General features: G+C 53.9%; 19 protein-coding genes and 1 riboswitch. Of the genes, 13 read left to right on the plus strand and 6 right to left on the minus strand.

What is annotated here, in order from left to right:
• Positions 1-509 precede the first annotated feature (509 nt).
• Positions 510-1,403, plus strand: coding sequence for a methyltransferase domain-containing protein (locus tag ABE504_RS30770; protein ID WP_430096348.1), 894 nt, complete (start codon positions 510-512; stop codon positions 1,401-1,403).
• A 13-nt stretch (positions 1,404-1,416) separates the two neighbouring features.
• Complete coding sequence (locus ABE504_RS30775) at positions 1,417-1,863, plus strand: YdeI/OmpD-associated family protein (protein ID WP_430096350.1); 447 nt, start codon at positions 1,417-1,419, stop codon at positions 1,861-1,863.
• 89 nt (positions 1,864-1,952) lie between these two features.
• Here the strand turns inward: ABE504_RS30775 and ABE504_RS30780 are convergent, their stop codons facing one another.
• The 4 genes from ABE504_RS30780 to ABE504_RS30795 form a co-directional block, all read right to left on the minus strand.
• Complete coding sequence (locus ABE504_RS30780; protein WP_430096351.1) at positions 1,953-2,561, minus strand: MSMEG_1061 family FMN-dependent PPOX-type flavoprotein; 609 nt, start codon at positions 2,559-2,561, stop codon at positions 1,953-1,955.
• Positions 2,562-2,718: 157 nt separating this feature from the next.
• Positions 2,719-3,192: a C40 family peptidase gene (locus ABE504_RS30785; protein ID WP_430096352.1), complete on the minus strand. Its 474-nt coding sequence runs from the start codon at positions 3,190-3,192 to the stop codon at positions 2,719-2,721.
• Positions 3,193-3,195: 3 nt separating this feature from the next.
• Positions 3,196-3,333: riboswitch (cyclic di-AMP (ydaO/yuaA leader) on the minus strand.
• Between the two features lie 178 nt (positions 3,334-3,511).
• The gene (locus ABE504_RS30790) at positions 3,512-4,330 is read right to left on the minus strand and encodes a hypothetical protein (protein ID WP_430096354.1); all 819 of its coding nucleotides are present in this window, start codon (positions 4,328-4,330) and stop codon (positions 3,512-3,514) included.
• Between the two features lie 37 nt (positions 4,331-4,367).
• A complete protein-coding gene (locus ABE504_RS30795) occupies positions 4,368-6,323 on the minus strand; it encodes a M1 family metallopeptidase (RefSeq protein ID WP_430096385.1) in 1,956 nt (651 codons plus the stop codon).
• 233 nt (positions 6,324-6,556) lie between these two features.
• Between ABE504_RS30795 and ABE504_RS30800 the strand changes: the two genes are divergently transcribed.
• On the plus strand, positions 6,557-7,048 hold the full coding sequence (locus ABE504_RS30800) for a YwhD family protein (protein WP_430096356.1): 492 nt from the start codon (positions 6,557-6,559) through the stop codon (positions 7,046-7,048).
• Positions 7,049-7,251: 203 nt separating this feature from the next.
• Here ABE504_RS30800 and ABE504_RS30805 read toward each other — a convergent pair whose 3' ends face one another.
• Entirely contained in the window at positions 7,252-9,348 is a 2,097-nt protein-coding gene (locus ABE504_RS30805; protein WP_430096357.1) for a transglycosylase domain-containing protein, read from the minus strand.
• A 325-nt stretch (positions 9,349-9,673) separates the two neighbouring features.
• Between ABE504_RS30805 and speE the strand changes: the two genes are divergently transcribed.
• The 4 genes from speE (at position 9,674) to argS (ending at position 13,827) form a co-directional block, all read left to right on the plus strand.
• Positions 9,674-10,501 carry a polyamine aminopropyltransferase gene (gene speE, locus ABE504_RS30810; RefSeq protein ID WP_430096359.1) on the plus strand — a complete coding sequence of 276 codons (828 nt, stop codon included), beginning with the start codon at positions 9,674-9,676 and terminating at the stop codon, positions 10,499-10,501.
• 522 nt (positions 10,502-11,023) lie between these two features.
• The gene (locus tag ABE504_RS30815; RefSeq protein ID WP_430096361.1) at positions 11,024-11,527 is read left to right on the plus strand and encodes a DinB family protein; all 504 of its coding nucleotides are present in this window, start codon (positions 11,024-11,026) and stop codon (positions 11,525-11,527) included.
• Between the two features lie 210 nt (positions 11,528-11,737).
• Positions 11,738-12,148, plus strand: coding sequence for a DUF1934 domain-containing protein (locus tag ABE504_RS30820; protein WP_430096363.1), 411 nt, complete (start codon positions 11,738-11,740; stop codon positions 12,146-12,148).
• A 5-nt stretch (positions 12,149-12,153) separates the two neighbouring features.
• Complete coding sequence (argS, locus tag ABE504_RS30825) at positions 12,154-13,827, plus strand: arginine--tRNA ligase (protein WP_430096365.1); 1,674 nt, start codon at positions 12,154-12,156, stop codon at positions 13,825-13,827.
• A 67-nt stretch (positions 13,828-13,894) separates the two neighbouring features.
• Here argS and ABE504_RS30830 read toward each other — a convergent pair whose 3' ends face one another.
• Positions 13,895-15,061, minus strand: a complete 1,167-nt coding sequence (locus ABE504_RS30830; RefSeq protein WP_430096367.1) for a S8 family peptidase — start codon at positions 15,059-15,061, stop codon at positions 13,895-13,897.
• 359 nt (positions 15,062-15,420) lie between these two features.
• Here ABE504_RS30830 and rpoE point away from each other — a divergent pair, with 359 nt between their 5' ends.
• The 6 genes from rpoE (at position 15,421) to rho (ending at position 22,397) form a co-directional block, all read left to right on the plus strand.
• Entirely contained in the window at positions 15,421-16,014 is a 594-nt protein-coding gene (rpoE, locus tag ABE504_RS30835) for a DNA-directed RNA polymerase subunit delta (protein ID WP_430096369.1), read from the plus strand.
• A 291-nt stretch (positions 16,015-16,305) separates the two neighbouring features.
• Positions 16,306-17,907: a CTP synthase gene (locus ABE504_RS30840; RefSeq protein WP_430096371.1), complete on the plus strand. Its 1,602-nt coding sequence runs from the start codon at positions 16,306-16,308 to the stop codon at positions 17,905-17,907.
• 160 nt (positions 17,908-18,067) lie between these two features.
• A complete protein-coding gene (locus tag ABE504_RS30845; RefSeq protein WP_126141330.1) occupies positions 18,068-18,460 on the plus strand; it encodes a response regulator in 393 nt (130 codons plus the stop codon).
• A 128-nt stretch (positions 18,461-18,588) separates the two neighbouring features.
• Positions 18,589-19,443 (plus strand): class II fructose-1,6-bisphosphate aldolase, encoded by an 855-nt coding sequence (gene fba, locus ABE504_RS30850; RefSeq protein WP_430096373.1) that lies wholly within the window; start codon positions 18,589-18,591, stop codon positions 19,441-19,443.
• A gap of 321 nt (positions 19,444-19,764) precedes the next feature.
• Positions 19,765-21,021, plus strand: coding sequence for a UDP-N-acetylglucosamine 1-carboxyvinyltransferase (locus tag ABE504_RS30855; protein WP_430096387.1), 1,257 nt, complete (start codon positions 19,765-19,767; stop codon positions 21,019-21,021).
• 62 nt (positions 21,022-21,083) lie between these two features.
• A complete protein-coding gene (gene rho / locus ABE504_RS30860; protein WP_430096375.1) occupies positions 21,084-22,397 on the plus strand; it encodes a transcription termination factor Rho in 1,314 nt (437 codons plus the stop codon).
• Positions 22,398-22,449: the final 52 nt, after the last annotated feature.

Consider the following 22,449-nt stretch of genomic DNA (forward strand, 5'->3'; position numbering starts at 1 on the left):
GACTGTCGATTAATTGTTTATAGTTTGGGAATCTGCGAGAGAACACAAAATGTATACGAAAAATCATATATAATGTGCTGCATTCACATAAAATCAATCAATTCTATTCGAAATATCATACACATTTCGTGATTTGAGGCCTGATTTTGAATATGTATTCGAATATTCATACACATTCTCTACGCGTGTCCGTTCACGGATAAAACTGTCCACAATTAATCGACAGCCTCGTAGGGCGGCTATATCCGGGAAAACGGGCGGCATGAGTGGTTAAAAGTTGCAGCGAGGCTATTGGTTCGGAAATGGCGATTTTGGGATGGTTTTGCACAAAATAACCACTGCTGCAACCGTTAGCCTAGAATCCAACCTTCGATTTCTTCCACGCCTACCTATGCAGCAACCTTTTTTACGGTTTTTCTGCCAAGTTAGCCTCAACGTAAACATAAAATACACTTGTTTTAACACATATTTTATGTTAAATTGATTCGAAATAGAGGTGATCCTACATCGTGGAAGACAAAATCGACAAAACCAAACGCCTCTCCGTCTACTTGCCGGAGAAGACAAAAGCCGAGCTGGAGCACATGGCCGAAGAGACGGGCCTCTCCATGACGCAGCTCATCGTGATGGCGACGCAGGGGCTGCTCGCCAACTACGCCGCGCAGGGCGGCGGCATCTTCGCTGACCTGCTGACTTCCCGGCACCGGCTGCTCGCCGAAGCCCAAGAGAAGCAAGCGCAGGAGCAGCAGGCGAAGCTGAGCATGCAAGCGTACTACGGCGCGCGCGCAGCCGAATATGAGCGCATTTATCACCGCGAGGACGCGGGGTATCAGCGGGAGCTGGCGCTCGTCGCAGAAGTGATCCGCGCTCAGGCCAAGGGCAAGCGCGTGCTGGAAATCGCCTGCGGCACGGGCTACTGGTCGCAGATCGCCGCCGAGACGGCGGCTGCGCTGACCGGCATCGACGTGCGGCCCGAGGTGCTCGACATCGCCCGCGCCAAGCCGTGGCCGATCGGCGCGCCGACGTTCACCCTCGGCGACGCTTATGACCTAGCGGCCGTTCCGGGCAGCTTCGACTTCGGCCTCGCGAACTTCTGGTTCTCGCATATTCCGCGGAACCGACTCGACAGCTTCCTCCAAGGGCTGCATCAGCGGCTAGGCCCTGGGGCACAAGTATTGATGGCCGACAACGTCTACGTGCCGGGCAGGGGAGGGGAGCTGATCACCCGTCCAGACAGTGAGGACACGTACAAACGGCGCGAACTCGCCGACGGCTCCGTCCACGAAGTGCTCAAAAATTACTTCGCCTACGAGGAGCTCGCCGACATTTTCAAGCCTATATCAGAGGAATTGCAAATTTTTGTAGGCAGCAGCATCTGGTACGTCAGCTATACCGTCAAATAAAGGAGGCACCTCCATGAGCGTTACGTTCCACACATCCGTCAAACAAGCCGAGAACAAGAAGGCGACAGGCATCGCCATCCCCGAGGACGCCATCCAGACGCTGGGCGCAGGCAAAAAGCCGGCCGTCACCGCAACCCTGAACGGGTACGCGTACCGGACCACCGTCGCCGTCATGGGCGGCGAGTATCTCATCCCGCTTAGCGAAGCGCATCGCAAAGCGGCAGGCCTGCAGGCGGGCGACCCCGTCGAGGTCACCCTTGAGCTCGACACGGCCCCTCGCACGGTCGAGGTGCCGGCCGATCTGCTTGCGGCGCTCGCCGCGCAAGCCAGGGCGACCGAGCGTTTCGAGGCGCTGTCGCCGTCGAAACGCAAAGAATGTGTGCGCCAGGTCGAGGATGCGAAAACCGAGGCGACCCGCCTGAAGCGGATCGCCGCCGTGCTGGCGCAGGTGAGCGAGTAGTCCCGCCCAACCGCGGCAGCACCAAAAATAAACGGCCCCGCTGTCCTTAACAGGACGGCGGAGCCGTTTATTTCTATAAGTCGACAGGCCTACTCTTCCAACGCCACCCCATTTATTTTCAAATGGGCCTTAAACATGCTCATGCTGTCAGGCTGCTCCGCGGCCGGAATCCAGCTCGCCGTGTCCCAGACACTGGCGGACTTCAGCGCGCGCGGGCAGTGGATGAAGCATTCGCGCACCTCGACGCCGACGGCGGCGACGGGCTGCTTGTCACCAAGCTTCATCCCCTCCAAAAGCTCCGGGTCCTTCGTGATCCAGGCGCGGCCGTTCACGCGCAGCACGCTGTCGTAGCCGGGGATGACGAACAGGAGGCCGACCTCCGGATTCGTCAGCAGGTTCTGCAGCGAGTCGATGCGGCGGTTGCCGAGACGCTCGGGATAGACGAGGCGGCGCTCATCGAGCACGCGCACGAAGCCGGGCGCGTCGCCGCGGGGCGAGACGTCGCACAGCCCTTCACGGTTCGCCGTCGATAAGAAAAAGAGCGGCGACTTCGCAATAAACGCGCGCGCATGCTCATCGATGCAGGAAATCACTTTATTTTGAACGGCGGGGTGCGGTTCTCCAATGTCCGAGCGCAGCTCGTCTAAGGTTTGGACAACGCCAGGGAAGGGAGTCTCCGCGGTAACGGGGTTCGTCATGTTGATCTTCTCTCCTTTAGCCACAACCGACCAGAGGCATGGCTTCCTTCTTCTTTACAATAGTATACGCCCCATCTAGGGCAAGCATGAATAAAAGCCCTGAACGCCGCTCTTGACGAGCCTGCGATTCCGGGCTTTTTTCATTGATGCGAAAGCATTAATTGGATTCAGCAGTCAGTTGGTTGTAAATATCGTCCCAGAGCACGCGTCTGGCCGATACGTACCGCTTCGCATAGTAGGATTCGCTCAGTTTATTTTTAACAACACCAATGTTGGTTGCGGAGTGAACGAATTCACCGTTCCCAATGTACATACCTACGTGGGAAATACCGCTTCCATCTGTGTTGAAAAATACCAGATCGCCCTTACGAAGATCACTTTTGTCAATCCAGTAGCCTTCACTGTTTTGAGATTTGGAGCTGTGCGGCAGGTCGATACCGAATTCATTGAACAAGTACATTGTGAATCCGGAGCAATCGAACCCTTTTTCTGACGTGCCTGCCCATTTGTAAGGCGTTCCGATCAGATCGTTCACCGCGCTGTCCATCGTGGAGGAAGAAGCGAAAACGCTTCCAACACCAACACTCAAAGACAAAACAAGGCTAAATACAAGTGCTACAACTTTCTTCAACTGCTTGTCTCCTTCCGGTGCCTACGAGGTTAGCTGGAGGGTTCGGTTGAAGGTTCCCTATGACCCCTGTCTTGCAAGATCAATTCACCCGGAGTGGTTCCCCCGTTTCCCCAAAATCTGGGAATTCGGCATGCAATATTTGGTTTTTTGTTGCTAGCTCTTGATATTCGTCAAAAAGTTCTAAATTCCTCCTCTCGGGCGCACAGAAAGTCAAAAATCTGCGAAAAATTTTAAGAAAAAGACGCAAAAAATCCCCTTTCGCAAGGGGAAATGCTGTAATTTTATGTAAAAGACGAACAATTACACCGAATGTTGGGTTTCAATCAGAAATTTTGGCGGATAACAGCTGATATTGCGAGGCGATAGACCAAATTTGGATGAAAATCTGAAAGATCGGGACAAGTTGATAAATGATGAGTGCCGCTAGTCCTGCCCAGATGTAGGTGGAGAGGACGGTAGCCCCTGCCAAAAGTCCCGATAGCAGAAGAAGTATAAGCGCGAGCCCTAGAATCGGGAGAAGATACCGGAAGTAAGAGATGATCGTCGACAGGATGCCGAGCTTGGCCGCAATGGCAAACTGCACATGCATGAAAAGCAGTTGAAGCACGAAGCCGTAGGCGAGCATGCCCAGCAGCCAAGGAAGGAGATCAAGCGCGAGCTGCTCGTAGGAGGTGCTGCGCCCCAGTATGCGGCCTGCGTGTGGAATCAGCCAGATCAAGGGCGCCAGCGTAAGTGCCATTCGCAGCAGATAGACGAGCAGGAACGGCAGCATGAGCTCTTTGATTCCTCGGACAAAGCGGTAGCCGGCATTCTGATCCGGGTGGGTAAGCGAGTAGTAGACACCGCTGCTTAGCAGTGGCGTCAACAGCATCCGCAGCCCGAGGAGGCACGCCAGCCACCATAAGTAGCTGTGGCTCAGATCCGTTTTCATCAGCTGAAATTGACTTTCTGCGAGCCAGAGCTGCAGCATCTGCTTCGGCTGTTCGCCGCCCGGAAACCGGTGCATCAGCGGAACGAGAATCCCTTGAATCAGCTTATACAACAGCATGCTCCAGCCCATCTGATAGAGGAATAAGGTGATGGTGGCAAAGGGCTGCCGCCATGCAGCCCCTAAGCCGAGTTTGAGATAGGTAGTCAAACGCGGATCCTCCTTTGCGAAATGGTACTTGAGCGAGTTACCAGGCGACCCAGCCGAAAATCGTTTGCAGCAGCTGCGCGATGCCGAGATTCCAGCGAATTTGCCATGTCTGGTTGACTTCCGTCTGGAAGAAGTTATTGATGTGTTTGTTTTCGAGAATCAGGGAATACACCGGATCGATGCGCACCCAATCGACAGGGGCGGTATGCGAGAGCTTGAATTCGATACTGTTTTCCTTGCCGTCCCACGTTTTATCCACAGAGGTTCCATCTGCAAAATGGAAGTGGATCGGCACCGCCGGCGAATTGCCGCCTCGCTTGGCGATCTCCACGGTGCTTTCGTATGCCCCGGCGCCTTGCGCTTTGACACGCACGCTTTCCACGGCATAATCCATCATCATGCTGCCGTACACATATTGGTTAAAAAAGTCTTCCCAACTCGTCTTCGTCACTTCTTCAACGACGGCTTGAAAATCTTTCGTGGACGGGTGCTTGAACTCCCAACGCTGGAAGTACGTTTTCATAATGCGGTCCATCGTTTTCGTACCGACCTGCTGTTCAATCGCCTTGAGCACGAGCTTGCCGCGCGTGTAGACGTTTTCGGCATACTGATCGTGACCGGTATAGCTCCAGGCGTTTTGATGGAGCGATCCGGGGGCGGTGACATAGCTGGACTCCACCGGGAGGTTCGGCTTCTCGCCGAAATCCATTTCCATGACCTTATCCTCGGCATAGGAGGTGAAGCCCTCGTCCAGCCAAGCTTCTTCAAATTCATTCGTCGCGACGAGCCCGTAGAAGAACTGGTGGCCGATTTCGTGCACGACGACGCGTTCGAGCTCCAAATCCGGATCCTTGTCGCTGGCGCCCCAGGCGGTGACGAGCGTCGGATATTCCATGCCGCCTGCGCCGTTGCCTCCGGGAGGCGGGACCACGATCGACAGCGTGGAGTACGGGTAGGTACCGTACCACTGGCTGTAGCGGGCGAGCGCTTTTTTGGCGGCATACAGGTAGCGGTCTTTCAAATCTTGATGGTTGGGGTCCAGGTACAGCTTGATTTTGACCCCCGGCACCTGCGGCGCGGAGAACGGTTCTTCGACGTAGACGAAATGCGGCGATGCCGACCAAGCAAAATCGTGCACATCCTCGGCGTAGAACTGGTACGTTTTCAGGCCCTTGTCCGTCACCGGCGGCTTCACCGGGAAGCCGGTCGCAGCGACGATGTAGGAGGCCGGCACCTGAATCTTGACGTCGTACAGTCCAAAGTCAGCGTAGAACTCCGAGTTGCCGTGGTATTGGTGCAGGTCCCAGCCGGGCTCGGCGCGGCCTCGCGTGCCTTTGCGCTCATAGGCGGCGACCTTCGGGAACCACTGGCCCGCCATGACGAAATCGCCGACGTAGCCCATGCGGGCGAAGGCCGCCGGCATTTTGACCAGAAATTCGGTGCGGATCGTCACTTTCTCTCCGGCGCCGACCGGCTTGGGCAGCGGAATTCGGACCAGCGTATGGTCGTCCTTATTGCCGTCGTCCGGCTGCACGAATGTCATGCGCTTGCTCAAGTCCTCGCCGTCCTCGGACTTCACGGAAAGGAGCTCCATGCTGCCGCTGGTGCCTTCCTTGGCTTCATCGCTGCGCAGCTTGCCGCCAGATTCGCGCATGAAGGTTGTATTCTTTGAGGCAAAAGCGTTCGGATACAAGTGAAGGTAAAGCTCTTGCACAGGGACCGTGCCTGGATTTTCCCAGGTGAGGGCTTGCTGGCCGCTGAGCTGCTGCGTTTCGGGCGTGTAGGCCACACTCATGTGATACTCCGCAATCCGATAGCTGAGCGGTGCGGAAGCTTGCTCATTGGCCGGAGCCGGGGCGCTGGGCTGCGGCATGTCCGGCTTTTTGGCGGAGGGCTCCTCTTGAAGAGCGACAGGCATCGTTCCTTGCGGTACTGGTGCGGAAGAAGGAAGCAAGGCATGGGACAGAAGTACGGCGCCTGCGGCAAGCAGCATCACGGCGAACCACTGTACCTTACGGCTTTTGAAATGGACATTCAATGATATTCACCCCGCCTAAACAAGCATCTACAGCATATATATGTAGACAACCTTGGGAATATTTCTGCGGGTGCAAAGAAATGTTAGAAATAGGAAGGAGCTCGGCCGCCACTTGTTTGAACGGTGGACTTTCGCTACAATGAAAACACAATAGTCTGTATTTTACGATGAAGTGGAAGGTGTGCGGGATGGAAGCGGATAAGAAGAAGCTGGCCTTGAATATAGTTAGCTCCAAAGTGAATCACAAAGGATTTGGCGCCGGGGCGATTGACCTCAGCAACGTCTCGGGGATTATCATCGACGGGGATGTCGCGTATTTGGATGAAGGAACACTTCACGCCAAGAGCAAAATCGAGAAGGGCATCAAGTTCTCCACGAACAAAGATGACGTGCCGAACGGCCGCAAAGCGTGGATCGTATGGGTTGCTGTCGACCGTACGGAAGATGGCGCCTACTATGCGGGGATGTCCGCGTGCGAGATGCTGATTGATACGGAAGCGCGCAAAGGGTGGAAAATTCTCGCCGACCACGTGAACAAAATGGATGCAGCGATGAAGCGCAAATTCATCCTCGAAGGGCTGTCGGATGTAGAGCGTGAAGCGCTCCGGAAGCAGCTCATAGCGCACAACGAAGAATGGTGGAATCGCTCTGCGCAAGACCTGAAAGATGCCTTGGCCTAGGCCGGACAAGGGCTCATAGAGAATATGAACATTATGTGTCATCCATTGTTCCGCTTGGGTGAAGCGGGTATACTAGAGCCTAGTGTATGTTACCTCATATACTAGGACAGCAAAAAGGCAGACTAAGACGCGCTTAGTTCTGCCTTTTTGTGTTGTTGCGAAAAGCCCGGCGAACTTCATTCGCCAGGCTTTTCGTCGTGCGTCTATTCGTTCCACCAACGTTTCAAATCGTTCCACCACGAGCCGTTGTCCGTTTTGCCGGTGCCTTTCGGCGGCGTGTCGCCAGCCGTACCCGCCGGTTTGCCCGTGCAGTACGTCGTCGGCTCCGTGCCGGCGATGAACGACTCGAGCTGTGCGTTCGGGCAGTCCTCGTTGGAGAGCTTGCCGCTGACCGGATCAATGTAGACGTTGGTCACGCCATCGGGGATCGGGAACAGCTTCGGCGGAATCGCCTCGAGCGTCTGCTCGGTAAAATCCGCGAAGATCGGCGAAGCCAAATGCGACTCGGTCGCGGATATGTCGCGATCTTTGTCATAGCCGACCCAGACGGCTGTCGCGAGCTCCGGCGTGAAGCCGACCATCCACGCGTCGGTGTCGGTGGTGCCGGTTTTGCCGGCGATCGGCCGCTTGATCGTGGAGGCTACCCGGTTGCCGGTGCCGCCTTCCTCGAAGACGCTCTCCATCAGGTTCGTCATCACATAGGCCACGGCGGGCGGGATGACCTGCTCTTCCTTCGGCCGTGCCTCGTAGAGCACCTTGCCGACAGCATCCTCGATGCGCAGGATCGCGATGGGATCGCGGTGAATGCCCTGGTTCGCGATGGCGCCGAAGGCGGACGCCATTTCCAGCGGGCTGACCGGGAAGGCGCCGAGCGCCAGCGAAGGGAGCGGCTTCATCGGCGAAACGACGCCGAGCTTATGGGCGAGGTCGATGACTTTGTCCGGCCCGACCGCGAGAACCGTGTGGACTGCATAAATGTTGTCCGATTTGGAGATCGCCTGCCGCATATCGATATTCGCATTTGTGTACTGATCGTTGAAGTTGCGTGGCGTATACTGCTGCCGCCCGTCGTCGTACGTGAACACCGTCGGCTCGCTCTTCACGAGCGTGGCCGGCGTGAAACCGTTCTGGAGCGCAACCATATACACGAACGGTTTAAAAGACGACCCCGGCTGCCGCTTATTCGACAGCGCGCGGTTGAACTGGTTCTCGGCGTAGTCGCGTCCGCCGACCATCGCCTTGATCTCCCCGGAGCGCGGGTCGACGGCGACGAGCGACGCCTGCAGTTCGGGCTTATCCGCGAGCTGCTTCGTCACGGCCTCCTCGGCAATGTGCTGGGCATTTTTGTCCAGCGTCGTGTAGATGCGGATACCGCCCTCGTCGAACTGCTCCTCGGAGATGCCGAGCGTCTCCGTCGCGATCGTCCGGACGTAGTCGCGGAAGTACGGCGCAGCCGAAGGCTTTTTCTTCGCCAGCGGCAGGATGTTCAGCTTCTCCGTAGCGGCAGCGTCAGCGGCGCTCTGTGTAATGTAGCCGCTGTTCACCATAAGCTGCAGGACGACCTTTTGCCGGTCCAGGGAATTTTGCAAATCGTAGTACGGCGAATAATAGCGCGGGCCTTTCGGGACGCCGGCGATCAGGGCGCTTTCCGCCAAGGTTAGGTCCTTCGCGTGCTTGCCGAAGAACAGTTCGGATGCCGTTTCGATGCCGTAGGTCGAGTGTCCGTAATAGATCTGATTCAAATAGTCAGCCAGGATGTCGTCCTTGCTCATTTGCATTTCCATTTGAACCGCGTACATCGTTTCTTTAATTTTTCGCGTCCACGTGCGGTCGTGGTTTAAATATAAATTCCGAGCAAGCTGCTGGGTAATCGTGCCTGCGCCTTGCACCTTCGCCATCGCCTGCACATTCACAATCGCCGCCCGGGCGACCGCTTTCAGATCGACGCCGAAATGTTCGTAGAAGTGCTGGTCTTCCACCGACAGTGTGGCATGAATAAGATACGGTGAGATGTCGCTCAGCGGCACGACCTGCCGGTTTTGCCCGGAATAAAAGGTATCGATTAATTCGCCATGCACATCGTACATTTGCGACGTTTGCATCATTTTGGTGACCGGCAAGGTTTGTGAGCGCAGGTACACCAGCAATCCGGCGAGCGCAATAAGCATCAGAATACTGAGTGTGAAGAAAAACGAAAACGTCTTCTTAATCCGCCGCATCCAGCGCATGGACGCTGGCAGTTCGCTTTGAATTTTTTCTTGGGGTGTGCGGGGTTTCTGGGGCCGTTCATTATCAGACATGGCAGTTCCCTCCCTTCTTCATCGGTAAAAGGCTCTATTAGCCAGTATGGAAAACCATGGCAGGGGATATTCAAGGAAATGTAAATATTTTTTGTGATTTGGGCAAATGCGGCAGGAAATGATTGCAATTTGGGGCGATTAAACTATAATACAATTTGTGCATACGGAGGGTCTGGAAAGAATCGCTCATCCTTGCATGACTTATCCAAATGGTGGCACACTGATATAGACCGTGAATGTATGGCATTATTCATCCGTGGCGCGATCAAAAAGGTCTATTATTTTTTTGATCGCGCATAATAGAGAAGCGAAAGAAGGGTTACGCATGGAATTATGGTACACCGAGAAGCAGACTGAAAGCTTCGGGATTACGGCAAAAGTGACGGAAACATACGTCAGAGAGCAAACGGATTTTCAAGACCTTGCGATGATCGAAACCGAAGAGTGGGGCACAATGCTGACGCTCGACGGCATGGTCATGACGACAGTGAAAGACGAGTTCGTTTACCATGAAATGGTGGCGCATCCGGCGCTGGTTACGCATCCGAATCCGGAGAACGTGCTCGTTGTCGGCGGCGGCGACGGCGGTGTGATCCGTGAAATCATGAAGCACAGCCTAGTGAAAAAAGCGGTTCTCGTCGACATCGACGGCAAAGTCATCGAGTACTCCAAGAAGTACCTGCCGACGATCGCCGGCGAACTCGACAACCCGCGCGTGGAAGTCATCGTCAACGACGGCTACATGCACATCCACGACCACAAAAACACGTACGACGTAATCATGGTCGACTCCACAGAGCCGGTAGGCCCAGCGGTTGAGCTGTTCTCCAAAGGCTTCTACCAAGGCATCTACGATGCGCTCAAAGAAGACGGTATTTTCGTCGCGCAAACGGACAACCCTTGGTTCAAAGCGGATCTGATCTCCACGGTCAACCGCGACGTGAAAGAAATTTTCCCGATCGTTCGCGTCTACGGCGCCAACATCCCGACGTACCCAAGCGGTCTCTGGACCTTCACGATGGGCAGCAAAAAGTACGATCCGCTGGAAGTGGAAACAGCCTCCATCCCGGAATTCCCAACGAAATACTACACGCCTCGCCTTCACAGCGCCGCATTCGTGCTGCCGAAGTTCGTGGAAGATTTGATTAAATAAACGTCCGCGACGTGAGACACCCCCTCCGATTGGAGGGGGTGTCTTTGTGATGAGTGACCTATCCTTACCCTGCCCTAACCCCCACCCGCCTCTTGAAATCTCCCCGCGCTTTCTGGAAAGCCTGCGATTAAGCAGGGATTTTTAGGAAGAATGCCGTTTCTATCCATAAGCCTGCGATAGAGCAGGTTTTCAAGCCAAACTAGCTCAAAAATGGAGCTTTTGCCGAAATTCCCTGCTTTTTTGCAGGCATTTATCAAATCAGGTAGGGGAACGAGGGAAATTCCTGCTGTTTCGCAGGAACTTGCGCGAGCACGCATGTTTGTTCAAGGCAGATGCGTTCCCACGACAGACGCATTCAAGGAAAGCTTCGCCGGCTGCGCCATGAAAAACTTTTTCAAGCCCAACTTCACTGCCATACTGTTGTCAGGGGGAGCGGGGTATACTGAGGCTATAAAAAAGAGGTCGACTCTTCCAAATGCTTGTGCGGAAGAGGATGTCCCTATTCAAGGAGGAGTTATCCCTATGTTTACAACCGTCTCGAATAGTGTCGAAGAGCTGAAAAAAGAATCCTCGGTTACACAGCAATTGCTGGATCTGCTCACAGATGCATCGCTAAGCCAAGGACATGCTGAGGGCTTTCGCAACCTCGGTCAGTTGGCGTGGCATCTTGTGCACAATGATCGCAGCTTCCTGCTCGGCCTCGGTCTGAAGTTCGAAGCTCCGTCCGCGAGCGAAGAGCCGCCAACGCAGGCCAAGATGATCGCAGAGGCGTATCGCAGAACGTCCCAAGGCATCATCGCCGCCGTGGAAAGCCAGCTGACGGACGAGCGCCTGGCGGAGACCGTCACCGTATTCGGTCAGCAGTGGACCGTTGGCCAAGCCATCTACAGCTCGCTGAAACACGAAATCCACCACCGCGGTCAACTGACCATCCTGATGCGTCTGGCAGGCCTGCCGGTGATCGGCGCCTACGGCCCGGCCAAAGAGCAATGGGCGAATCAGGGCAGACCCACGCCGGCATTCTAAAGAAAGAGGCGTCTCAAAAACATTCGCCCCCAAAAGGACCTTAACTTCCACAACAAGCTGGAGGGTGAGGTCCTTTTTCGCCATCCCAAACCGCCTAAACCGCGCCCCTGCATTGAATTTGAGGATTCTTTCATATAAACTATTACCTAACATGTTCAATCTGGTACCCTCAAGTGCCGGTTGACCCATAGAATAGGAGCATAACGAACGATGACGGACAAGCAGCGGGTGCGCATCCGCATTGAAAGCCGAAGCGGCAGCGAGACGACCGTGCAGAAAGCGCGCGGCGAACTGTACCGCAAGGGCGATCACACGTATATCCGTTACGAGGAAGAGCCGAACGAGCTCGGACGCACGGTCACGCTAATCCGGCTGGAAGCGGAGCAAATCCGCATCATTCGCCAAGGCGACGTGAAGGCGGAGCAGACGTTTGTGGCTGGCGAGAAGCGGCTCGGCTTCTACCACACGCCTCAACTTCGGATGGAACTGGAAACGGAAACCCATACGCTCGTCTCGGAAGCGGTGAACGGGATCGGCATCACGAGATGGAGCTATGATTTATATGCATCGGGCGCACATGCGGGCGCTTATCGAATCAAGTTGTTAATTCAGGAGGAATAGAAGGAATGGACGTATTGAATGGGGTTAAAGCGCAAGTGAAGCAAGCGATTCGGGAGGCTGTACTTGCGGCGGGTATCGTGGAAGAAGCGCAGCTGCCGGAGATCGTGCTCGAAATTCCGAAGGAGAAAGCGCACGGCGATTTTGCGACGAATGTAGCGATGCAGCTGACGCGGATTGCAAAGTCGAACCCAAGACAGCTGGCGGAGCGCATTATCGCGAACCTGCCGAAAGAGGCGGCGAGCATTGCCGAAGCGGAGATTGCGGGGCCAGGCTTTATCAATTTTAAAATGAACCAAGCTTACCTCTACCCGATTATCGCAGACGTTCAGGAGCAGGGCGATCGCTACGGGCAGTCCGATGTCGGCAAAGGGCTGAAAGTGCAAGTCGAATTCGTCAGCGCGAATCCTACAGGTTCCTTGCACCTCGGTCACGCGCGCGGGGCGGCGGTTGGCGACGTGCTGTGCAACGTGCTGGATCTGGCCGGCTACAACGTATCCAGAGAGTACTATATTAATGATGCGGGCAACCAGGTTGTCAACCTGGCCAAATCGATCGAAGCGCGCTACCTGCAAGCGCTTGGGCAAGATGCCGAAATGCCGGAAGACGGCTATTACGGCGAAGACATCAAAGGCTTCGCGGCAGACCTCGCTGCCGAAAAAGGCGACTCCCTGCTGAGCCTGCCGGAAGACGAGCGCCGGGCGTATTTCCGTACATACGGACTCGCCAAAGAACTCGACAAAATCAAACGCGACCTCGGCCGCTTTGGTGTTCGTTTCGACAACTGGTTCTCCGAGACGTCGATTTATGAGAACAACTTGATCCCACCAGTGCTCGAAGAGCTTCGCAGGAACGGGCATATTTATGAAGAAGAAGGCGCAACCTGGCTGAACACGACACCGCTGGGCGACGACAAAAACCGCGTGCTCATCAAAAATGACGGTTCCTTTACCTACCTGACCCCGGACATCGCGTACCACCGCGATAAGTTCGAGCGCGGGTTTGACCGTCTGGTCAATATCTGGGGCGCCGACCACCACGGCTACATCCCGCGGATGAAAGCGGCGATGACGGCGCTTGGCTATGATGCGAACCGCCTCGAAGTGCTGATCGCGCAAATGGTTTCCCTGTTCCAGAACGGCGAAAAGGTCAAAATGTCCAAACGTACCGGCAAAGCCGTCACGATGGAAGACCTGATGGACGAAGTCGGCGTCGACCCGATTCGTTATTTCTTCGCGATGCGGAGCATGGATTCGCATCTTGATTTTGATATGGATTTGGCGGTGTCGCAATCCAATGAAAACCCTGTCTTCTACGTGCAGTATGCACATGCACGGATCTGCTCCATCTTCCGCCAGGCGGAAGAGCAGGGCATCGCGGTACAGCCGCTGGCCCAGGTCGACCTGGCGAAGCTGACCTCGGAAGCCGAGTTCGACTTGCTGCGCAAGATCGGCGAGCTTCCGGAAGAGATCGCGATCGCGGCGGAGCAGTACGCGCCGCACCGGATCATCCGCTATGTCTACGAACTGGCAAGCCAGTTCCATAGCTATTACCGGGGCCACTACGTCATCACCGATGACGCAGCCCTGACTCAAGCGCGCCTCGCGCTGCTCGGCGCGCTCCAAACCACACTTGCGGGCGCGCTGCGCATCGTTGGCGTCTCCGCGCCGGAGCGGATGTAATCCGCCGCTCCCACGAAAGAAGCCGTATCCGCCCCGCAGGGTGGATACGGCTTTTTTAACGAGCGCGCTACTCCTGGCGCGCCTCGCGAATTGCCCGCCGGGCATTGAGATGCCCCGGCCGCCAGCGCCCGCCCTCGCGCTTCGCGAGCGAGAGGGAGCAGCGCCGCAGCGCGCTTTTGATCTGCTGCGGCGACATCTTTTTCAGCGCGAGCATGAGCGCGATCACGCCGCTGACGTGCGCCGTCGCCATCGACGTGCCGCTCAGCTCGTGATATTTGCCGCCGAGCCACGCGGAATACACGCGTTCGCCCGGCGCGTAGATGTCGATCTGCTTGCCGCGATTGCTGAACGGCGCGATTTTGCCGAGCCGGGTCAGCGCGCCGACCGACACAACCTGCGGGAACCGCGCAGGATAATCGACAGATTTTTTGCGGCCGTCGTTGCCGGAAGAGGCGACGATCACCTTCCCGTTGTAGTAAGCGTTCATCACCGCCTGCTCCAACGTCGGATTGTACGTTTTCATGCCGAAGCTCATATTGATAATATCGAGGTCGTTCTGTACGCACCAATCGATCCCGGCGATAATATCCGAGACGTAGGCGCTTCCATTCTGATCAAAAGCTTTGACCGGATGAATAATCGCCCGCGGCGCGACGCCGACGATGCCGGAGTACCGGCCGGTCGCGGCGATCGTCCCCGCAATATGCGTGCCGTGCCCATTGTCGTCGTAAGGCAGCACCCGGCGGTTCAGTAAATTGATGCCGCGCGCGATGGAATTTTTCAAATCCGGGTGCTTGTAGTCGATGCCGGTATCGATGACGCCGACCCGAATGTTTTTGCCGACGGATTTGCTCCAGATTTCCGGCGCGCCAATCTGTTCGACGCCCCAAGGAATCGTGCCGGTACGCACGCTGGAAAGAATGCGTGCCCGCCGTGGCAGTGCCTTGACCGCTTTGGTTTTGCTGAGCGTTACCCGCGTATCGGCCTCAAGACGCATCTCACCGGAGAAATCGGCTAGCGTAGCGGCCGGATGCAGCGTACAGGAGAAGGCGTGAACAATATCGAGCGGGATGACCTCCGAGAGGCCGGCCAGCTCGCTTTTTAATCGGACCAGTTCGGTTTTGCAAGCATAATAGTCGGCGGTTGACGTGAAATGGATGAGATGTTTTTGACTGCGAGGCTCGGTGAGGCCTGCATCCTTGTGCAGTTGAAGCAGAAAGGCGGCTACGTCCATCTTGCCATCCCCCCATGACAACGAGTAATTCGAATCCTTCCCTATCCTATGTACAGGTTGTCGCTTCTGACCGTGTCATTGTCTCTATAGAAATAATTGGGTGTGAAGCCGTGTCAGATGCATAGGTTTGACATAGGATAGATAGAGAGGCGCGGGTAGGAGTGTCTCTTTCTCAGGGAATGGAAAGGACTGCTGGTACAGCACCTTTTCCTTTGGGTACAGTCACAGGCGAAGGGGGACCTTCGCCTGTATCTAATCCCCACGAACCCATAGTTGCATTTTTAGAAAAAATAGGTTTTACTTAATGAAGATATGGATAAGGTAGATAATACCGAGAAGATGAAAAAGGATGTGCCTATATGAGCAGCGGATACACTCTCAAAATCACCGCAGAGCAAGCACGTGAAATGCCCATGGTTGATTTGGCGTTTGAGTTGTTGAAATCGGCGAACACGCCGTATTATTATCGGGATCTCATGGCGGAAATCGCTAAAATAAAAGGGCTTTCGGACGAGCAAATCATGCAAGTGATCGCCCAACTATATACAGAAATCAATATCGATGGGCGTTTTGCCTGCGTAGGTACGAACCTGTGGGGACTGAAACGCTGGTATCCGGTGGAGAAATCCGACGATTCCGTTGGCGGCGGCGCGAAGCGTCCTAGAATCATCAACGATGAAGATGACGACATGGACGAGGATGTATATCCGGAAGAAGAAGATACATACACCGAGGAAGACGAATACGATGCGTTTGGCGAAGACGCCGAAGAGGAAGAAGCGGAAGAAGATACGGAATTCTTCGAGGATGAAGAGATCGACGAAGAACTCGAAGATGCCGGCATCGATGAAAGCGAAGAAGCCGAGGAAGACGACCTTGACGAAGAGGCGGATGAAGACGGCGAAGCGGACGATTTTGATGACGTAGACGACGATGATGAGGACGATAAATAACTGGCTTGACAGCCGCTATTCGTTCAGAGTAAACTATTGCATGGGCTTTAAAAGGATCTTAACAATTCGCTTCGGCGTTTATCCAGCATATAAGAGTTCGGAATCGCTTATTCTTATATTGGACAAAAAGTGCCCCGTCACTACGGGTGTCACTTTTTTTGTTTTTTTAGCGTTTTTTTCAGGAAACGTTCATGAAAACACTTATTTAGCAGAAGCTAATGCTTACACACCTAGGGCGTTTGCAAGCAGTCTTATTATTATCTCATTCCACAAATTTAGGAGGCGTACATAGTGACAAAATACATTTTCGTTACAGGGGGCGTCGTGTCATCCCTGGGCAAAGGAATTACGGCAGCTTCCTTGGGGCGCTTGCTGAAAAACAGAGGTCTCAAAGTAACGATTCAGAAGTTTGACCCTTATATCAACATTGACCCGGGGACTATGAGTCCTTATCAGCACGGCGAAGTGTTTGTTACCGACGACGGTGCGGAGACGGATCTGGATTTGGGCCATTATGAACGCTTCATTGATATTAATTTGTCGAAAAGCTCCAACGTGACGTCCGGTAAAGTGTACTCTTCTGTCATTACGAAGGAACGCCGCGGCGAGTATCTGGGCGGTACTGTGCAAGTGATTCCGCACATCACGAACGAAATCAAGGAGCGCGTCATTCGCGCGGGCCGCGAGGCGCAATCCGACGTCGTCATTACCGAGATCGGCGGTACGGTGGGCGATATCGAGAGCTTGCCGTTCCTGGAAGCGATCCGTCAAATGAAGAACGATATCGGCCGCGAGAATGTTATGTACATTCACGTGACGCTGATTCCTTATATCAAAGCGGCTGGCGAAGTCAAAACGAAACCGACGCAGCACAGCGTGAAGGAGCTTCGCGGTCTGGGTATTCAACCGCATGTGATCGTGTGCCGGACAGAGCACTCCTTGACCGAAGATATGAAGCGCAAGCTGGCGCTTTTCTGCGACATCGATCCGGCAGCAGTTATCGAATGTAAAGATGCTGAGACGCTGTATGAAGTACCGATGATGCTTCGTGAGCAAGGTTTGGACGATTATGTTGTCAACCATTTGAAGTTGAGAACGAACGCGCCGGATATGACGGAATGGGTAAGCCTTGTTCGCAAAGTCAAATCCCTGACAAAGCGCACGGAAATTGCGATTGTCGGCAAATACGTGGCGCTGCATGACGCGTACCTGAGTATCGTGGAAGCGCTGGGCCATGCAGGCATCGACAACGATTCGGAGATCGACATCCGCTGGGTGAACGCAGAAGAAGTGTACGACCACAACGTGGACGAGCTGCTTTCCGGCGTTCAGGGGATTCTGGTGCCAGGGGGCTTCGGCGATCGCGGGATCGAAGGGAAAGTGGCGGCCATCCGCTATGCGCGCGAGAAGCAGATTCCGTTCTTCGGCATTTGCCTTGGCATGCAGGTCGCTGTGATTGAATACGCGCGTTCCGTGTGCGGTCTGGACGGTGCAAACTCCTCCGAGATCAATCCGACGACGGCTTATCCGGTCATTGACCTTCTGCCGGAGCAAAAAGACATCGAAAACCTTGGCGGCACAATGCGTCTTGGCTTGTACCCGTGCAAGCTGGTGCCAGGTTCCTTGGCTGCGCGCTCTTACGACGATGAGCTGGTGTACGAAAGACACCGTCACCGTTACGAGTTCAATAACGAATATCGCGAGCTGATCGAGACGGCGGGTCTGCGCATTTCCGGTACGTCCCCGGATGGACGTTTGGTTGAGATGGTGGAGCTTCCAGGCCACCCATGGTTCCTGGCGGTGCAATTCCACCCGGAATTCACGTCCCGTCCGAACCGTCCGCAGGCGCTTTTCCGTGAATTCGTCAAAGCAGCGCAGTTGATCGGGCGCTAATTCTTAAGCGAGATGCCTTAATCCCGACAATCCTCTTTTTTGTAAAAGTTTTCAATTTAGCTTGCCGCCCGGGAAGGAAAACCAAAATGAATAGCGAATAGTTAACACTATCGTAGATATGGGAGCTAGTTATTCGGCTATTTGGGAGGGAGCTTATCTGGTGAAGAAAAAAGTGTTGATTGTCGATGATCAAAATGGAATTCGCGTGCTCCTGATGGAAGTGTTCAGCAATGAAGGGTACGACACGTATCAAGCTTCAAACGGCAAGCTGGCGCTCGAGATTGTGAACCATGTTTCGCCCGATCTCATTTTATTGGATATGAAGATTCCCGGTATGGACGGGCTCGATATTCTGAAGCACGTCAAAGCGATCGACCCCTCGATCAAAGTGATTATGATGACCGCGTACGGAGAACTGGATATGATCAAGGAAGCGACGGATTTGGGTGCGATCATGCATTTTACGAAGCCATTTGATATCGACGAGCTCCGTATGGCGGTTAATATGCAGCTTAAAAATGAATCAAACTCGAATTACGCAGTAGGATCCTAGGAATAGGGTCTTTTTTTATGTCAACGGCGCAGGCTTGGTTATCATTTGAAAAGTTATGTGCTATAATACTCAGGTATGACAAAGAGCGGTTGACGCATCTACTACAAGGTTCTAGGAGGAAGAGAAACATGGCATTGGTTTCAATGAATGAATTTTTACCTAAGGCAAAAGCGAACAAATATGCGGTTGGTCAGTTTAACATGAACAACCTGGAGTTTGCTCAAGCGATTGTGGAAGCAGCAATCCAATTGAAATCCCCGTTCATTTATGGTGTCAGCGAAGGCGCACTGAAATATATGGGTATTGAATTCACGGTTGCCATTGCAGAAGCAGCGGCAAAGAAATCTGGTCTTCCGATCGCGTTGCACCTTGACCATGGCAGCTCCTTCGAAGTTGCAATGAAATGTATCCGCGCGGGCTTCAGCTCCGTTATGTTCGACGGCTCCCACTACTCTTTTGAGGAAAACATTCGTTTGACCAAAGAAGTTGTGAAAGCTGCTCATGCAATGGGCGTTTCCGTTGAGGGTGAGCTTGGTACAATCGGTGGCGTAGAAGACGACATCTCCGTGGACGAAGAGCACGCTAACCTGGCGAAACCTGAAGAAGCGATCCGTTTCTACGAAGAGACAGGCGTTGACTGTTTGGCAATCGCAGTAGGTACAGCACACGGCATGTACGCTGGCGAGCCTAACATCCATTTCGACATCATCGAAGCGGTATCCAAAGCGATTCCAGTTCCGGTTGTTCTTCACGGCGGATCCGGCGTTCCGGACGAAATGATTCGCAAATCCATCGCAGCTGGCGTTGGCAAAATCAACGTAAACACGGAGAACCAAGTAGCTTGCACAGAGAACATCCGCGCTGTTCTGAACAAAGATGCGAAAGTATACGATCCTCGTAAATACTTAACCCCAGCTCGTAACGCTATGATCGACGTTGTTAAATCCAAAATCGAATTGTTCGGAAGCAGCAACCAAGCTTAATTCGAACTTCTATAGATCGTACGGGAAATGCAGGAAAGCGCAGCGGATGATGGTATCGTTGGTCATTCGATGTGCTCTCCCACGCGTTTCCTTCTTCTATTTCCTCGCGCCTATTTCTCTTAGTTTAGTAAGTTGCATTGATTGCTAGTTTTATGCGTAAATGCCGGATTTGATAGGGTAGATCGGTAAAATGCTGTGGAATGCAGCACATGAAAGGCATTTTTATGTCTTCTTTCGTCATGCGTATGTCAATTTGGACTTTTTCGTTTTTTGTTTGCAAGGAGTAAGATGGTTGGTACCTGATTTAGGGGGAGACGCATGTTGGAGAAATTGATGGTTGCTGGTGGGCGTCCACTACGCGGAACGATTCAAATTAGCGGTGCCAAGAACAGCGCAATTGCACTGATTCCTGCTGCTGTACTTGCTGAAACACCTGTCACGTTGGATAATTTGCCGCATCTGAGCGATGTGGCTATATATACAGAGATTTTAACCGAGCTAGGCGCAACGATTGATTGGAACGAAGATCGGATGACGATTGACCCGAGCCAGATGAAGTCGATTCCGATGCCGAACGGCAATGTGAAAAAGCTTCGCGCCTCCTACTACTTAATGGGCGCGCTGCTGGGACGCTTCGGTGAAGCGACGATCGGGCTGCCGGGGGGCTGCAATTTCGAGCCGCGGCCGATCGATTTGCATATCAAAGGCTTTGAGGCGCTGGGCGCTGTCGTCAGCAACGAGAACGGCGCGTTGCATATCCGGGCCAAGGAACTGCGCGGGGCCAAGATCTATCTGGACATGGCCAGCGTAGGGGCCACGATCAACATTATGTTGGCCGCATCGCGGGCCAAAGGGCTTACGATCATTGAGAATGCGGCCAAAGAGCCGGAGATCATCGACGTTGCAACGCTGCTGAACTCGATGGGCGCGCGGATCAAAGGGGCAGGCACCGACATGATCCGCATTGAAGGCGTCTCGGAAATGCACGGCTGCCGCCACTCGATTATTCCGGACCGCATTCAAGCGGGCACGTATATGATCGCGGCCGCAGCAACGCGCGGTGACATCACGGTGGACAACATCATTCCTAAGCATCTGGAAGCTCTTACGGCGAAGCTGCAGGAGATGGGCGTACATATCTATGAAATGGATGAGTCGATTCGTGTCGTAGGTCAGCCGGATTATGCCAGCGTGGACGTCAAAGCATTAATTTACCCAGGGTTTGCAACGGATTTGCAATCCCCAATGTCGAGCTTGCTATGCCAGGCGAGAGGCGTCAGCATTTTGACCGATCATGTGTACAGCAATCGCTTCAAGCACATTCCCGAGCTTGTGCGCATGGGCGCCAAAATCAAAGTAGAGGGACGCTCCGCTGTCATCGAAGGCTCGCAGCTCAGCTCCGCCAAGGTAAGGGCTACGGATCTTCGCGCAGGCGCCGCGCTTGTCATTGCCGGGCTCAGCGTGAGAAACGGCGGTATTACCGAAGTGTCCGGCGTCGAGTATATTGATCGCGGATATGAGAATTTAGTCTTTAATCTATCTGCGCTTGGCGCAGAAGTTTGGCGCGAGTCGGAATAAATTGCCGATGGGCAGGCAATGCTAGAATCCAATTGAAAATTTAATAGTTTGGTGGTCGTGACATGAGTATGCAGCTTGCCGAGCTTGAAGTCCTCAAGCTTACTGAATTATATAAACTAGCGAAGAAATTTCAGATTCCTTACTACGGAACGCTAAAGAAAAAAGAACTTATTTTTGCCATTTTACGTGCTCAAGCGGCGGAAAGCGGATTTTTGTTTATGCAAGGCGTGCTGGACATCCTGCAGGAAGGCTTCGGTTTCTTGCGGCCGATCAACTACTTGCCGAGCTCGGAAGATATTTATATTTCCGCTTCGCAGATTCGCAAATTCGATTTGCGCTCCGGCGATATCGTGTCCGGCAAATGCCGTCCTCCGAAGGAGAACGAACGGTATTTTGGACTTTTGCAGGTCGAAGCGGTTAATGGAGAAAAGCCGGAAACCGCTGCAGAGCGCCTGCACTTCCCAGCCCTGACACCGCTTTACCCCGATACTCGGATCACGCTGGAAACAGAACCGAATAAGCTGTCCATGCGGATCATGGACCTTCTCGCTCCCGTTGGCCTTGGCCAGCGCGGTTTGATCGTCGCTCCCCCAAAAGCAGGGAAAACCTTGCTGCTCAAAGAAATTGCCAACAGCATTTCGACGAATTACCCGGAAATTGAACTTTTCGTCCTGCTCATTGATGAACGCCCAGAAGAAGTGACAGATATGCAGCGCTCCGTCAAAGGCGAGGTTGTCGCTTCCACGTTCGACGAATTGCCGGAAAATCATATCAAAGTCGCCGAGCTCGTGATGGAGCGCGCGATGCGCTTGGTCGAGCATAAGAAGGACGTTGTCATCCTGTTGGACAGCATCACGCGTCTGGCACGTGCGTACAACCTCGTTGTGCCGCCTACCGGACGTACATTGTCCGGTGGTATCGATCCCGGTGCATTCCACCGTCCGAAGCGTTTCTTCGGGGCGGCCCGCAACATCGAAGAAGGCGGCAGCCTGACGATCCTGGCGACGGCGCTTGTGGAAACCGGCTCTCGTATGGACGATGTCATCTATGAAGAATTTAAAGGCACGGGCAATCTCGAGCTTCATCTGGATCGCAAAATGGCGGAACGCCGCATCTTCCCTGCAATTGATATTCGCAGATCGGGTACGCGCCGCGAAGAGGCGCTGCTCAGCAAAGAAGAGCTCGAGAAAATTTGGGCGCTTCGCAAAGGCATGAACGATTCGCATGAATATACGGAAGCGTTCATCAAGAAGCTGGCCGATACGAAGACGAATCAGGAGTTCCTGGATTCGCTGTCGGTACCTTCAGCCGGTCAGGGCAGCCACAATTCCGGCAGCTCGTCCCACAAAGGAAAAGTCAAAAACTCAGCATCCTAATAAAGAACAAGGGCAATCGTGACGATCGATTGTCCTTTGATGTACAGAGGAG

Origin of the sequence: Paenibacillus oryzisoli (assembly GCF_050467285.1) — a bacterium.
Lineage (GTDB): Bacteria > Bacillota > Bacilli > Paenibacillales > NBRC-103111 > Paenibacillus_E > Paenibacillus_E oryzisoli_A.